This window comes from Bacteroides sp. An51A (assembly GCF_002161565.1).
Lineage (GTDB): Bacteria > Bacteroidota > Bacteroidia > Bacteroidales > Bacteroidaceae > Phocaeicola > Phocaeicola intestinalis.
Window position 1 is genome coordinate 206054 of sequence record NZ_NFIC01000006.1, and the last position, 15279, is coordinate 221332.

The 15279-nt window shown below is 54.6% G+C and carries 11 protein-coding genes; 7 read left to right on the forward strand and 4 right to left on the reverse strand.

Translation table 11 applies throughout. The annotated features are described in order from the left end of the window. Window positions 1–61 precede the first annotated feature (61 nt). The 5 genes from B5G04_RS13200 to B5G04_RS13220 all read left to right on the forward strand — a co-directional run bounded on the left by B5G04_RS13200 (window position 62) and on the right by B5G04_RS13220 (window position 3872). Window positions 62–421: a helix-turn-helix domain-containing protein gene (locus B5G04_RS13200; protein WP_087251228.1), complete on the forward strand. Its 360-nt coding sequence runs from the start codon at window positions 62–64 to the stop codon at window positions 419–421. Further along, the gene (locus B5G04_RS13205) at window positions 414–2456 is read left to right on the forward strand and encodes a bifunctional DNA primase/helicase (protein WP_087251231.1); all 2043 of its coding nucleotides are present in this window, start codon (window positions 414–416) and stop codon (window positions 2454–2456) included. Before B5G04_RS13200 ends, B5G04_RS13205 begins: the two co-directional genes overlap by 8 nt. Window positions 2457–2475: 19 nt before the next feature. Continuing rightward, window positions 2476–2889 carry a helix-turn-helix domain-containing protein gene (locus tag B5G04_RS13210; RefSeq protein WP_087251233.1) on the forward strand — a complete coding sequence of 138 codons (414 nt, stop codon included), beginning with the start codon at window positions 2476–2478 and terminating at the stop codon, window positions 2887–2889. Window positions 2890–3163: 274 nt separating this feature from the next. Next, entirely contained in the window at window positions 3164–3322 is a 159-nt protein-coding gene (locus tag B5G04_RS20245; protein ID WP_018711973.1) for a hypothetical protein, read from the forward strand. Between the two features lie 7 nt (window positions 3323–3329). After that, the gene (locus B5G04_RS13220) at window positions 3330–3872 is read left to right on the forward strand and encodes a GNAT family N-acetyltransferase (RefSeq protein ID WP_018711974.1); all 543 of its coding nucleotides are present in this window, start codon (window positions 3330–3332) and stop codon (window positions 3870–3872) included. A gap of 84 nt (window positions 3873–3956) precedes the next feature. Here B5G04_RS13220 and B5G04_RS13225 read toward each other — a convergent pair whose 3' ends face one another. From B5G04_RS13225 to B5G04_RS13240, 4 genes are all read right to left on the reverse strand, one after another. Next, window positions 3957–9665, reverse strand: a complete 5709-nt coding sequence (locus B5G04_RS13225) for an N-6 DNA methylase (protein ID WP_087397661.1) — start codon at window positions 9663–9665, stop codon at window positions 3957–3959. Beyond that, window positions 9655–10119 carry a DUF1896 domain-containing protein gene (locus tag B5G04_RS13230; RefSeq protein WP_071150644.1) on the reverse strand — a complete coding sequence of 155 codons (465 nt, stop codon included), beginning with the start codon at window positions 10117–10119 and terminating at the stop codon, window positions 9655–9657. Before B5G04_RS13230 ends, B5G04_RS13225 begins: the two co-directional genes overlap by 11 nt. 142 nt (window positions 10120–10261) lie before the next feature. Next, window positions 10262–12364: a type IA DNA topoisomerase gene (gene topB, locus B5G04_RS13235; protein WP_164496652.1), complete on the reverse strand. Its 2103-nt coding sequence runs from the start codon at window positions 12362–12364 to the stop codon at window positions 10262–10264. Window positions 12365–12390: 26 nt separating this feature from the next. Continuing rightward, a complete protein-coding gene (locus tag B5G04_RS13240) occupies window positions 12391–13740 on the reverse strand; it encodes a DUF3945 domain-containing protein (protein WP_087397663.1) in 1350 nt (449 codons plus the stop codon). Window positions 13741–13977: 237 nt separating this feature from the next. Between B5G04_RS13240 and B5G04_RS13245 the strand changes: the two genes are divergently transcribed. Together B5G04_RS13245 and B5G04_RS13250 are read left to right on the forward strand one after the other, a co-directional pair. Further along, entirely contained in the window at window positions 13978–14535 is a 558-nt protein-coding gene (locus B5G04_RS13245) for a hypothetical protein (protein ID WP_087251244.1), read from the forward strand. Window positions 14536–14646: 111 nt separating this feature from the next. Continuing rightward, complete coding sequence (locus B5G04_RS13250; protein WP_087251246.1) at window positions 14647–15258, forward strand: TetR/AcrR family transcriptional regulator; 612 nt, start codon at window positions 14647–14649, stop codon at window positions 15256–15258. Window positions 15259–15279: the final 21 nt, after the last annotated feature.

Consider the following 15279-nt stretch of genomic DNA (forward strand, 5'->3'; position numbering starts at 1 on the left):
TATACCATGCGGATTTTGGCTTATCGGGAACTTTGCGGCAAACATTTCAATAATTAGGATTATGACAGAAGTTATCGTAATGGAAAGTGCCGCCTATCAAAAGATGATGGGGCAGATAGCGAAAATCGCTGAGTTCATCACCAAGAACGAGCACAAGTTGCAGGATTGCGACTTTGACGACGATGTATGGCTGGACAGTCAGGAAGTGGCCGATATGCTCCATATCAGCACGCGCACCCTGCAACGGTTAAGGAGCGACGGACTGGTGGAATATTCGGTGTTCCGCCGCAAGTGCCTGTACAAGCTCTCGGAAATAGAGAAAAAGGTACGGGAAAAGGTTATCACGTGCGAACCGCACCTGATAGACGTTTACAAGAAGAACCGGTTGTTGGACGTGACAAAGGATACAGGCAATGAATAAGGAGGATATTTTACAGGCAACGGACAGGGGGCTTTCGGTGTTCAGACATTACCTGCCGGTGCAGTTCCGCATCGGGAAGAAGTTCCTGAATCCTTTGTATAAGGATACGAAGGCATCGTGCAACGTATATTATGACCGGCGACATTCGGTGTATAAGATGAAGGATTTCGGCAACGAGGAATATTCCGGGGACTGCTTCGAGTTGGTAGGGACAATGACGGGGCTGAGTTGCAGGAACGCGAAGGACTTCGTTGAAATCATGCGAATCATCGACCATGACCTGCATTTGGGGCTGGATGACGGGCATGAAGCCGGCACCGGTGTCGCTGCCATTCCCACCGTGCGTCCCGCCACCGCCGGGCAGAAGGAAAAGAACATACGCCCGTACAGCCTTGTGGCAAGAGCGTTCAACGAAGCAGACCTTTCCTTTTGGGGGAAGTCGGGCATTACGGAAGGCATATTACATAAATATAATGTACAACCGCTACACTCGTTTACCTCCGCCACCCAAGAGGGGCGGCCTTATACCCTTGCGGCGACAGCACAAGAACCGATGTATGGTTACGCAGGCGACAAATACATCAAGATATACCGCCCGCGCTCGGAGATGCGTTTTTTCTATGCCGGCGATTTGGGCGACAATTACTGTTTCGGGCTTGACCAACTGCCCTCCAAAGGCGACCTGCTGTTCATTACCGGCGGGGAAAAAGACGTGATGAGTCTTGCGGCGAACGGGTTCCACGCCATCTGCTTCAATTCGGAAACGACGCTCATCCCCGCATCTGTGCTGATGCTGCTCTCTTACCGGTTCAAGCACATTGTCCTGCTGTACGATGTGGACAAGACCGGGCTGGAGGTTTCAGCCAAACGGGTGGAAGAACTGAAAGCGTTTTCGCTGAAACGCCTGTTGCTGCCGCTGGCAGGGACAAAAGAAGAAAAGGATGTAACGGACTATTTTGCGTTGGGACATACGCATGATGATTTATTGAAACTGTTCTTAAACCATTTGGATTCATTATACAAGGAAGATATGTCAGCATTAAAATCATGCGAGTTGGATTTCAACAACCCGCCACCTGTGGCACAGATGATAGTATCGGTGAACGGCGTGCCGCTCGGAACACAAGGGAACCTGCTCTGCATCACCGGCGGGGAAGGTACGGGGAAAAGCAACTATGTGGCAGCCCTGATTGCCGGGGCTGTGAAACCGGAAAACGCGGAAGGCATCGACACGCTGGGCATTTCCATCGAAGGGAATCCGAAAGGAAAGGCGGTGCTGTTCTACGATACCGAACAGAGCGAGGTGCAGCTATACAAGAACGTAAGCACCCTGCTGCGCCGCTGCGGGCGCGACACGATGCCGGAGTGGTTCAAGGCATATTGCCTGACGGGGATGAGCCGCAAGGAGCGGCTGAAGTCCATCGTGCTCAGCATGGACAGGTTTCATTACCAGTACGGAGGTATCCATCTGGTGGTGATTGACGGCATCGCCGACCTGATACGCTGCGCCAATGACGAGGCGGAGAGCATTGCCGTCGTGGAGGAACTCTACCGGCTGGCGGGCATCTACAACACGTGCATCGTCACGGTGCTGCACTTCATCCCCAACGGGCTGAAGCTGCGGGGGCATCTTGGCAGTGAGCTGCAACGCAAGGCTGCCGCCATCCTCTCCATCGAAAAGGACAGCAATCCTGCCGTGTCGGTGGTGAAAGCCCTGAAAGTGCGTGACGGCAGCCCGCTGGATGTGCCGCTCATGCAGTTCGCATGGGACAAAGGCAAGGCGATGCACGCCTATCTGGGCGAGAAGCCGAAAGAGGAAAAGGACAGGCGCAAGGAGGAGGAACTCGTGGCGGTGGCGCGCGAACTGTTCAGCCGGAAACGCTTCATCGGTTACATGGAGCTGTCGGAAGAACTTCAGGCGGCGTTCGACGTGAAGGAACGCACGGCCAAGAGCTACATCCGCTTTATGCGGGAGAAGGAAATCATTGTGAAATCACCCGACACACCGAACAGCTACATGCTGGGCGAGGTGTAAAAACATAGGAGGAACGGCCATGTTAGTAGACAAGACAGAATTTGAAGCGTGGATGGAGCGCATCATGGGCGAATTGTACCGCATATCGCGCAAGCTGGACAAGGCGGAGAACCGGCAGAAGCACCTGAACTACCTGAACGGGGAACGGCTGTACGACAATCAGGAGGTGTGCCAACTGCTGCGCATCAGCAAGCGCACGCTCCAGCGATACAGGAACAACGGGGCGTTGAAGTTCCATTCGATATACCACAAGACCTATTACAAGGAATCAGACCTGCACGAGTTCATCCGCAACAATTTCGATGAGAACGAAATCAAGCGTCAGGCACGGAAGGACAAATTGTCGGAAACCTATCCGATGCCCAAAGAACCGGATGAAAACGGCAGGGAGGAAAAAACAGAAGATAAAGAACTCTCAGATGATTGTGGATAATGCATCTTGGATTTGCATCGTTCAGGGATATTTCCTACCGCTGTGAAGCAGGAAGTTCCCTTTGGGTTAAACAACCGGCTTCATTCTGTCGGGAGGACAGGGTGAAGCCTTTTTCTATCGAAAGTTCCAGTTTTGTGCCGTAAAAACCGGAATTCTTATTTATTCTATGAAACTAAATAGTTGGATGAAAACCTCATTATCAAAGAAACATATCATACAATTTGATTTTCAGCAATATTATCCGTACCTTTGTGGTGAATTAAAACTAAAGATTATGGCTCGACCTATTAAAGAAACACCGGTAGTTACCGGTAAGGACGCTAAACGCTTTGCAGAGAAAATGGCTCATCTGAAGCCGGAAAGCAAGGAAGAGAAAGAGGCTGCGAAGAAAGTTTATGAGAAGTTCAAGGCCATAGCCGCATTTACATTCTGATACGAACATGGCTCTTGAAGATTATTATTTCATACCGCTGAAAGCGGACTACGAGATAAAGCCGTTTAAGTGCAAGGATGATGACTTAAACGGCTTTTTATTTGAGGATGCCCGAAAATATCTGACCGACTTGATGGCTGTCACTTATCTATGGGAGGATTTGTCCAATGCCAAAACTGTAGCCTATTTCAGCCTTCTAAATGACAAAATTACTTTTGACCCGGAACAACGCAGTATTTGGAACCGGCTGAGCCGCCGTGTGGCTAATCCTAAGCGGCGCAAAGATTATCCGGCCGTAAAGATTGGCAGACTGGCCGTATCGGAAGAATATGCCGGACAAGGCATTGGCAGAGATATTATCCGTCTTATCAAATATACTTTTACTCATGGTAACAGAACCGGTTGCCGTTTCATTACAGTGGATGCTTATCAGGATGCCGTCGGTTTTTATCAACAATGCGGCTTTGATTTCTTGTCCGCCAAAGACGAGAAAGACAAGACACGTTCTATGTACTATGACTTGAAACGCTTCTTAGATAATGAAGAATAGATAGAATTTTCTGTACAAAATTAAAAGGCTTGGCAACTATCCGGCATGTACCGGTTGTTGCCAAGCCTTTTTGTTGAATCCCGCTCAGAGCTTCATCTTCCATTTTGGTTTGTCCTGCGGTTTCTCCGTGCCGGCCTCCGGTTGGGGGATGCCGCCGATTACCACCTTGTCCTTGCCCGCGCTCATGAGTTCCTTGATGCTGATGGTCTTGGGCATGGCTGGCAGCACCGGCGGTTTGCGCTCCGCCGCATGTGCCATGTATTCGGGCATACGGTGGACGTATGGCTCAGGCGATGATGCCGGGACGGCAGGGCTGTCGGGCATTGAGGGGGCGGATTGCGCCACCGGTGCGGACTGTTGTTCCGGCCGGATTTCCGTTACCCCTTCAGTGTTGGCCTCCTGCGCATCGACGGATTTCAAGGAGAGCAATATCTTGCGGTCAAGCGTGGCAAGCTCGGCCTTGAGTTGCTTCAACTCATCCTCTTTTTTCCATGTTTCATCCACGACCTGCTTCAGGACGGGAATTTCCTTTTCAATGTCAGCATTGTCCCGCGTGTATTTCTCTATCAGGCGGGGGATGCTGTCAAAGGCGTTGATGAAATTCCGGCAGGCGGTCTGCGGGTCGGCTGCCAAGCGTCCGTTGTTGTAGTTGTACAGGAGCTTGCCCGTGCCGCGCACGAAGAAGCGGTTCTCGCAGAAGTCCAATCCCTCCTTGACGGTGGTGTCGGTCTTGACCACGATTTCAAAGCCGTAGAGGGAGCCGATGGGAACCGGCTGGCCGTGCGTGCGCTCCTTGTCCTCTATCTCGTGCAGTCGGGCGGCAATGACTTTGGGGTCGCTGCCCGTTACCCCGTCAATCTTCAGCGGGTTGAGCTTCTTGCCGTCCTTGTCGTACTGCACGCGGCTCTCGAAGTCGGCCATGTCCTGCCGCGCCCTCGCGATGATGTCGCTGTTGGAGGCTTGGTTGGCCAACAGGGTCTCCAACCGGATGCGCGAATCGCCCTTGCTGCGCTGGAACGCCTTGTGCTCGCCCTCCAGTCCGGCAATCTTCTTCTCCAGACGCGCCTTGTCCAAAAGGTCTGTGTTGCCGGAGAGGATGGCCACATACTCGGAGTAGTTCATGCCCCCCTTCTCGTCCATGCTGCCCTCGTCGATGGTGCGGCTGCCCATGCGGTTCTGCTTGAGCTGGGTGATGAAAAGCTGCTTGTTGTGGAGCAGGTTGAACTTGTAGCTGTCCAATGATTTCTCCACCGCATAGATGATGACATCGACCTTGTTATCGGCATAGAGCTTCGCCACCTCGTTGCCCTTGCGGATGCCGCGCCCGTCGCGCTGCTGGAGGTCGCTTGGGCGCCACGGTGCGTCCAAGTGATGGATGGCCACGCATCTTTTCTGCGCATTGACACCCGTGCCCAACATTTCGGTGGATCCGAACAGCACACGGATGCGCCCCTCGTTCATCGCCTCAATCATCGCCTTGCGCTTCTTCTCGGTCTTGGCTTCCTGAATGAAGCGTATCTGGTCTTCGGGGATGCCGTGGTCTTCCACCAGCTTGCGCTTGATTTCGCTGTACGGGTTCCACTGGTCGGGCTTGTAAGTGCCCAAGTCGCTGAACACGAACTGTGTCCCCTTGTGTTCGGCATAGCGGTTGTAATACTGCGCAATCATGTCGGCGCAATGGGTCGCCTTGTTGTCACGGTCGTCGTCATATTTCAGCGGGTCGATGAGCCGCATGTCAAGCGACATCTTGCGGGCATAGTCGGTGGCGATGAGCATCTTGGCCTTTTCCTCCTTTTCCGTCAGCGGCAGACGGCCCAATACGGTAGCGTTGCCGGTCTTGGCGAACTCCATGAGCTTGGCGATAAACTCCTGCTGGTCGGGCGTGGGCGCGATGTTGTGCAGTATCTCGTTCTTCTTCGGGCGGTCGATGCCGATGTCCTCCGCCGTGCGGAAGTCAGTGATTTCGGAATAGAACGAGGCGAGTTCGGGCACCTTGATGAAATAGCGGAAGCGTTCCTTCTGCACAATCTCGTTGGTCACGGAAAACTCATAGTCAATGGACTTGCGTGCGAACACCGCCGCCCATGCGTCGAAGGAGCGGATGCCCTGCCGCTCCAGTTCGTTGGGGCGCAGGTATTTGAACAGGAGGTACAGCTCGGTCAGCGAGTTGCTGATGGTCGTACCGGAAAGGAAGGTGGCTCCCAAGTCCTTGCCGGTACGCTGCTGGATGGTACGGATGGCGAAGAGCATGTTGAGCGCACGCTGGCTGCCCTCCGAGTTGCCCAGCCCCGCCACACGGTCGTGGCGCGTGGTGAACATGAGGTTCTTGAAGCGGTGCGATTCATCGACAAAGATGTGGTCGATGCCCATGCGCTTGAAGTCCGCCACATCGTCCTTGCGGTTCTCTATCTCGTGCGTCAGTTCCTTGAGCTTGACTTCCAAGTTCATCTTGCGCTTTTCCGCGCCCTTGAGTTGGGCATTGGTCACCTCGCTGCCCAACTGGTGCAACACCTCCAGGTTTTCCTCCACGCTGTCCAGCTCCTGTTGCAGGATGTCGCGCTGGATTTCGGGCGACTGCGGTATCATGCCGAATTGCTCGTGCGAGAGGATGATGGCATCCCAGTCGTTGTTCTTCATCTGGTTGAAGATTTCCACGCGGCGGTCGGGCGTGAAGTCCTCCTTGCCCGGATAGAGTATCTTGGCGTGGGGATAGGCGGTGCGGAAGGTCTGTGCAATCTCGTGGATGTTCGCCTTCAGGCCGGTAATGAGCGGCTTGTGCGCCAGTCCGAGCCGCTTCATCTCGTAGGCGGCGACGCACATTATCAGCGTCTTGCCGCCACCCACCTCATGGTCAGCGATGCCGCCGCCGTTCATCTTCAGCATCCAGATACAGTCTTTCTGAGATGGATACAAATCCTTGATGCCCAATCCTTTCAAATCAAGGTCAGGAAAGGTCTGGTGGCTGCCGTCGAACTTGGGGCGCACGAAGCAGTTGAACTTGCGGTTGTACATGTCCTCCAGTTTCTTCTTGAACTCCGGCGACTGTTCCATGAGCCAGTCGGAGAAGCCTCCCCGTATCTCGTCAATCTTGCTGTTGGCAAGCTGCGTGGCTTCGGGGTCGCGCACCTTGATGTCCTTGCCGTCCTTGTCCGTGACGGTCTTGGTGATGTTGGGCGTGGTGTTGTGGATGGCGTGGCGCATGAGGGCGACCCCGTTGAACAGGCGCGTTTCGGAACGGACTGCGTACTGGTTATAGATACGCGGGCTGAGTTCGGAGGCGCGGATGCTGTACTCGTCCGCACTGGCGTTGTAGCGGACAGACACGTCGGTGTCGAACAGCCATGAGGCATAGCGGCTGTACACGCCAGCCGGTATCCAGCGTTCGCCGAAATTGAAATCCAGTTCCTCAAAAGGAATGGGTACCGGTGCCGCCTTACGCAATGCTTCAAGCGAAACGCGCGATTCGGCATCGTCGGGATGTGTCTGCAAGTATTCCCCGATATACTCCGCCTTTGCCACGACATTGCCCGCGATGAAGCGGTCGGCAATCTCGAAACGCTTCGCCAGCGGGTTGTAGAACACCCTGCCGCGCAGTTCATCCAGCAATTGTGCCTGCGGCTTGTCGGTGAGCGATTCCATATATTCCATGTTTGCCTCGCCATATTTGTTGAGCGAGGCCGCCAATGCCTCGTGCACATCGTCGGTGTGGGTAATCTCGTTCACGTTGTACGACACGGGATGGTCAAAGATGTCGGCCTTGACCGCCTTGCCGTCGGCGTAACGTTCCAAGGCGAGGATTTCCCGGTTATCGGCATCCATGCGGAACAGGTCGATGTTCTTCTTGTCGTTCAGGTTGCCGAACTGACGGACAAAGCCGTCGTACAGCCCGTTCAGGCCCGCACGCAGTTCCCCGTTCTCCTGCCGGTGTTCCGCTTCGTCGTTGTACAGGCGGTGGTATGTGTCGCGAAGTTCAATGTAGGATGCGGCACGCTGCTGCTGGCGGGCAGGCAGTTCCAGCGGATGGAACACGGGGATTCCCTTATCCATGCCAGAGAGGTAGCCGATTTGCCCGTCCATATCCACCAGTGAGCCGTTCCGGTAATGTTCCAGCCTTTCACCGGTGAAGGGGCGTGGCTTCATGCGCTCCTGCCGTGCGGCCTCTTCCTCCGCCCGGCGGCGCTCCCGTTCCCGGAGTTCTTCTTCCGACGGGGCTTGGGGTGCGGCTGCCGGTTCGGGCTGTGCAGTCCGGGCAGGCTTTTCTGCGGGCGATGCGGCAATGGCATCCCCTTTTCCGGGTACGGACTGGCCGCTGAGCGGTTCCACAATGTCGAACAGGGAGAGCTGCGGGGTGTCCTGCTTCTTCTTCCGCTTGGGCTTCCGTCCGGTGCTGAACGCCTGCCGTTCCTCCTGTGTGAAACCGAAAAGGTCATACAGGGACATCAGTGGCTCCTGCGTGACGGGTTTCTCCGGTTCAGAGCGGACAATGGGCGGTTCTTCCACAACCGCCTCCGGCGTTTCCGTCGCGACACGCTGCTGTTCCGGCTTGGATAACGCCCGCACCTGTGCAATGCGTTCCTGAAGACTTTCCGCCCGTACTTCCGCCAGTTCGCGCAACTCGCGCACCGGCGAGAAGCGGAGATAAAGGTCAAGGTCGAGGTTTTCCGACAGGTTCTTGTCCAGCATCCATTTCAGGTCTGCGGCGATGGCATCCATGCCCCCGTCATGCAGGAAGACGCGTGCCGGTTTGCCGTAAGGGTCAGTCCCCACATGGCCGCGCGTATGGACAATGGCGGCGGTGCGTTCGAAATACTCGTTCTGGGTCGTGCCGTCGGTCTGCGTGCTGACTTCCACGAAGGCTTTTTCAAGGCCGGTGTATTCCCTTTCGGATGCCGTTTCCTTTTGCAGCACAATGAGGTCGCTGCCCACCTCCGTACCGGCATAGTCGGTAAAGAGGTTGTTGGGCAGGCGGATGGCGGACAGGAGCCGCGCCCTTTCCATCAGATATTGGCGCACGGGAGTGCCCATCGCGGAGTTCATTACCCCTTGTGAGGTGATGAAAGCCACGATGCCGCCCTCGCGCACGGCATCCAGTCCCTTGACGAAGAAATAGTTGTGCAGGGAACCGAGCGCGAAACGCCGTGCCGAACCATCGTCCATCGACGGGTCAAATACCCGGATGTCGCCGAAAGGGATGTTGCTTGCCGTCACATCGAACCGTCCGTTGTCCTGCGGGGGAAGTTCCTCGAACCCTTGCACGCGGACATCCGTACCGGGCTGAAGCTGCCGGAGGATGCGCCCCGTGAGCAAGTCCTTTTCATACGCGGTGGCTTCGGGCACGGCGGTGGCGTTGTAGAAATGCGGCTGGAAAGCAGAGAGGAAATTGCCCGTGCCCGATGACGGGTCGAGGAAGCGGTGCGGCGACACACCGTGCTCCTCCAACGAGAAAGCAACGGCACTAATGATTTCCGGGGGTGTATAGAAGGCGGTGAAGGTGGATGCCTTCACACTGTCCACCAGCCGTTTGTATTCCCGTTCATCCGTCGCCCCCTCGCGGAGCACGCCATGCAGTTCCGACACAAGGGGAAAGAGTTCGCGGTCGCTCTGCGTCCAGCGGAGGATGTCGGTGAGCTTGCCGAAGGGGGACAGCACCGCCTTGATGCCCCCGAAGCCGGTGTAGGCGGCCAATACCGTCTGCTCCTCCGGTGTGGCGGCACGCCTCTCCCGTTCCAGACGGAACATCAGGCGGATGGCCTCGATGTTGTCCCTAAGATGTGCCTTCTTGTTATATGCCATTTTCTTCGAGCCAGATTGAGATTACACCGGCCAGTTCCCCGCACAGCCGGTCGAAGTCGGGGGTAAACTCAAAACCGTCGCTCAGGTCGTAACCGCTGAACACCCTGCCGCATTCGGGCAGGAGCTGGAGAGCTACCTCGCGGGCGCGGCCTGCGGGTACCTCATCGGCAAACTCGTTCCACAACACGGTGATGAGCGTGTCGAGCCGGGAAAAGTGCAGACCCTGAAACAGCACCTCGTCCGCCTGTTGGACGGCTTCGTCATAATTCATGCCCGACCTGACGGCATTGCTGAACGCTTCGGCGGCAAGTTCGGCACGCGCGCGGATAAAAGCATCGTCGGCAGCCCGTTCGGGATGCGATTCGCGGAGGTAGGACAACAGGGTAAGGCGGTAATAGGACAGTTCGTCCGGCTCTACCGACGGAGCCGGCATGTTCGGTTTGTTCGGATTCATGATTCTTCTTTTTATTCGTGTTACAAAATACATTTTATGCCTGTATAGGATGAAGCCGTACCTGATGTAGCATCAAGCCGGACTTCATGGCACATCAAGTCCGACCTCATCCCGCTTCAAGTCCGAGTTGATGTCGGGAGGGTCATTTCTTGGAAGATTTGCCTTTGGATGGTTTCTTGTCGGCAAACTCGTAGCCCACGGAGAAGTCGGGGCGCAATACCAATGAAGCGTCGAAAGCCTTGCCCTCCCTGCTTCTGAAACCTTTGATAACACCGGTTCTGCCTTTGGTCAGGAGTTCGGCAAGCTGTTTGTCCGACAGTTCCTTGCCGCCCTTGTTACGGAAGAGGGTAAAGCCACAGTCCACATCGGCGCATTTGACGACCTTGGGGAAGAACAGCACCCGGCTGTTCCGGCATTTGGGACACGGGTATTCGCTTTCCGAAGGCGCTACGGACACTTTGGTTTCCAACAGTTCGGTTACAATCTGTGCGGTATATGCCTCGATGTCGCGCCGGAAGGCGGCAGCATCGGCCTCGCCCGATTCGATGCGTGCCAGCGTGTCCTCCCATGCGGCGGTCATTTCCACGTTGGCAATCTTCTTGTCCTTCACCGTTTCATAGACCGCCATGCCTTTGTCGGTGGGCACGAGGCTTTTCTTCTCCCTCCGGATATAACCGCGTGCGAACAGCGTTTCGATGACGGCAGCACGGGTGGCAGGGGTTCCGATGCCCGTCTCGCGGATGCTCGCCCGTAGCTGCTCGTCGTCAATCTCCCGGCCGCAATGCTCCATCGCCGAGAGCAGCGAGCTTTCGGTGTGCAGCGGCTTGGGTTTGGTCTGCCGCTCTACCGCTTCGAGTGCCTTTATCGGGAGCGTCTCGTCCTGTTCCAGATTTGGGAGTGCCATACCCCCGCCGTCGTCCTCTTCCTTTTCGCCGCGCACGGCACGCCATCCGGCGGACTTGACCACCGTGCCTTTGGCCTGCGCTTCGCTGCTGCCCACCGCCGCATGGATTTCCGTCACCTCCTTGATGCAGGGGGCGGAAAAGGCTTCGAGCAGACGGGCGGCGACCATGTCGTAGATGGCCTGTTCGTCTTTGGAAAGGCCGGAGGGCAGGTTTTCGGTTACAATCAGCGCATGGTGGTCGGTCACTTTCCCTCCGTCCACGCTGCGGCGGTTGAGCGGTGCTCCGGAAAGCGACGCGGCATACTGCCCGAAACGCGGATGTTGCCGCAAGAGGGCGATGCGCGAGGGGATTTCGTCGAACACGTCTTCGGAAATGTACCGGCTGCCGGTACGCGGATAGCTCAGCACCTTTTTCTCGTACAGGCTTTGCGCAAGGGAGAGCGTGCGGTCGGCGGAGAAGTCCAGCCGGGTGTTGGCATCCCGCTGAAGGGCGGTCAGGTCATAGAGCAGCGGAGGTTCTTCTTTGACCTCCCGCCGGGCAAGTGCTGTTATGCGGAGCGTGCCGCACGCTTTCATTTCGCCCAACGCACTGTCTGCGGCGGTCTTGTCCTCGTAACGCTGTTCCGCTGTGGCATGGAACGCAATGCCATCCTTCTCCACCGTGATGCGTATCTGCATGTACTTCTTCGGGGCAAACGACTTGTTCTCCAGATAACGGGAGCAAATCATGGCCAATGTGGGTGTCTGTACCCGTCCGAGCGAGAACACGCCCCGCCCGGCGGCAAGGCTGAGCGCCTGCGAGCCGTTGATGCCGATGAGCCAGTCCGCTTCGCTGCGTGCCTTGGCGGAAAGGTAGAGGTTATCGTAATTGCCGCCCGGCTGCAACCGTTCCATCCCTTCGCGGATGGCCTTGTCGGTCAGGCTGCTTATCCACAGGCGGACAAACGGCTTGGTGCAGCCCAAGTAATGGTAGATATATCTGAATATCAGCTCCCCTTCACGCCCGGCATCGGTCGCCACGATGATGCGGTCGCCACCCTCGAACAGTCCCTTGATGATGTTCAACTGGCGCACCACGCCGGGGTCGTCCTTGTATTCCTTCCCCTCACGCTTCTGTCGGGGGATGAGCGTGAAACCGGCAGGCAGTATGGGCAGGTTCTCCCGCCGGAAACCGGTAAACCCGTAGGCTTCGGGCATGGCCAACTGCACCAGATGCCCGAAAGCCCATGTTACGGCATAACCGTTGCCCTCGATATACCCGTCCCTCCTTTGTCCTGCTCCCACGATTGCCGCGATGCTTTGCGCCACCGACGGCTTTTCTGCAATGATGACATTCTTCATATACATTCTATATTATAGGTAAGTAATCAGAGTGATGCGCCGATGCCCTTCTTCTCCGACTTGCGGACACGGCGGTTCTGGGAAGTTGTCTGCGCGGATTGTTTCGGCTGCTCGTTGGTCTGTCCCTGCGACTGCTTCCTGCTCTTGTCGGGATTCCAGCGGAAGAAGTCGAACTTCATCTTTTCATAGTTGGGACGCACGTAGGCATTGAACGTGCCCCCGTTTCCGTCGGACATGCCTTCGACATACGCGGCCTTGCCTGCTTTCAATGCATTTACCTGTTCATCAGTCAAGTCCACCCCTTTCAGCTTTTTCGGGATGATGATTTCGCGCTGTTCGCTCTGGCTCTGCCCCTGCTCCACCTTGCGGTTCAGTCCCCGGAAGTCGTAGTCGAAACCGCCTTTGCAGACATTGTACTGGAGGCGTGCATCGTAATGCTTCTGATGTCGCTCAGACCACATATTTTCTACCAGTACAGACCTGCCAAAGCTCAAATCGAGCCGTTGGTTTTCAGTCAAAGTAACCCCGTTAATTTCTGAGGGTATTTTTATTTCACTGACAGGAATGTGGTGCAAGCGGTTCGTCTTGGGATTAAGGGAAAGCAGGCAAGTTTCTTCCTTTCCTCCGGCAATAGTCAAGTCTATGGTACTGCCCGCATTATGTGTTTTCAGCAAATTCTCTTTCATCAATCTATCCGGAATCTCATTGCCAAAATAATAGTCAAGTTCGGGGCGTTGCTTGCAGCACTCAATGTTGAGCACGGGCTTTCCGTCGGGCGATTCCACCAGCCGGATGCAGGCAGGCGTTTCAATTTTAATGCCCTCGAAATTGGTTTTAAGATTCAGCACGGCGGATTCATGCCCGTTGAGCAAACGTGCCGTACCGATTTCGCCCAACGATTCGGGAGTGATGCCCATACGTGCGAGCTGCTGCCAGTCCACCTGTTCCATGCCCCACTTCGTGGATTGCTGCGGGGCGGATTCATCGGTGGCGGAAGCCTGCTTCAGTTCCTCCGCCTGCTTGGTGGCATACTGTTCCGGCTCCAGCCTGTATTCGCCAAGCATTTCCTTGTTTTCTTCGGGATTGCGGAACAAGGCCGCCAACTCCTTGGCATTGGCCAGCAGTTCCGCCGGAAGGTGGTAGAAACGGAAGTCGGACGGGTTGTCAAACTGCCGCTTGAAGTTGGAGAAGAAGGATTCGAGGATGGATTCGCTGCGGTCGATTTTGAGGAAATCACCGTCGGGCTTGGCCTTTGCCAACGGGCGGGTCTTCAGCGAGCCGTCCTGTCCGATGCGCTCCACCACGTGGGGCGTGTTGCCGTCGGAAGCGTTGGTCATTACCAGCACTTCGTCTTTCATGTCCTTGAGGTTGTCCATAAGCAAATGAATTAAATCGTGAAACAATAAGTTGATTGCGGCACGAAAGTAAGCGGGCAGCCTTGCCGGACAATGGGAAATCAGCGGACGGGAGGCAAGTGGCTATGGGGTGGCGTGAAGTGTCCGCCCGCCTCTTCCGCAAATTCCTCCCACCACACGGTTTTCCCCTCCGATTCTTTTCGTATCTTTGAGGCATCAACAACGAATGAGTTGAAATAGCTAAAAATTCTACTCCCCATGATAGATAAAAACATGATGCGCATTATTTTGATTTTGGCAATCTGTTTTCTCGTCGGATGTGCCTCTAACGAGAATGTTGTCTCAGTAAGACAGGTTAAAAGCGATGAACCCATTGTACTGAGAATGAGAAAGGACAGGACTTTCATTCATAGTCTGCTATATCCGGTAGCTTTTGAATTTAAGAAAAATGATAGTAGGGACATTTATTATGCGGAAAATTCTTATTGGGCCAAAAATAAAGACATGTCCCCTGGTACAGCCGGATGTTTTTTATGGGAAGAAAACGATGATGAGCATCTGTCTTATGCGTATAAGAGGTTTAACGGGACGATAAAATATATTATTGATAAAAACGATACGATAAAAGAACGATTGTCTGTCTATTACAAGAAAATGATGGATGAGGAAAAGGATACCATTCATGTTCCTTTAAAAGAATTCAACAGCAACTTTGGATATATTATTGACAATTTCTTTGAAGGCGATTCCATCTATTTGCATTTCCATGACCACAAAAGATGGCATGACATTCCTTTAAGAGTTTCTTTCGATTAGCTGTCAGAATATAAAAATATGTAAAAGCAAATTTCATCGGTAACATACTTGCCGGAACCCCCGATTTTCTCTATCTTCGCTGAGCAAAGAAACATAAACCTACGCATCAGCATGATAACCAACCGGGAAGAAATCATTGACAGGGCATTCGGGGTATTTATCAGGATGAACTATGAGAAGGCAAGCATCATCACGCTTGCCAGAGCCTGCGGACTGACCAAGACGGGCATCGTCTATTATTTTCCGCACAAGCTGGACTTGTTCATGGCTGTGGTGGACAAGTATGTGCTGCAAATACACAAGCCGGACAACAAGTTTGCCGCTCCCGCCGATACGTTGGCGGAATTTATCGGGCAATACGTGGCGGGAGTAGCCGCTTCCATGAAAAGGATTCTCGAACTGATTGGCGATAACCACAGCCCGAATGATTGCAGCCTTAATTCCTATTATTTCCATTTTCTCTCGCAAGTGCGCATGTACTATCCGGACATCAAGCAAAAAATCGAGCGGATTTTCCAACTGGACTATGAACTTTGGGAGAAAGTCATACAGAAAGCGAAGGAAAGCGGAGAAATCGGGAGCGACACGGACGTGAAGAAAGCGGCAGCCCTGTTCCGGCAGATGTTTCTCGGACTGTCCTACGAACAGGCGTTCCTGAACGGTCTGGACGTGGACGAACTGGAGAAAAACTTCCGCTATGTTTATTCCCTGCTTAAAGCCTGACGCCGTTTAGTCTTTTTAACT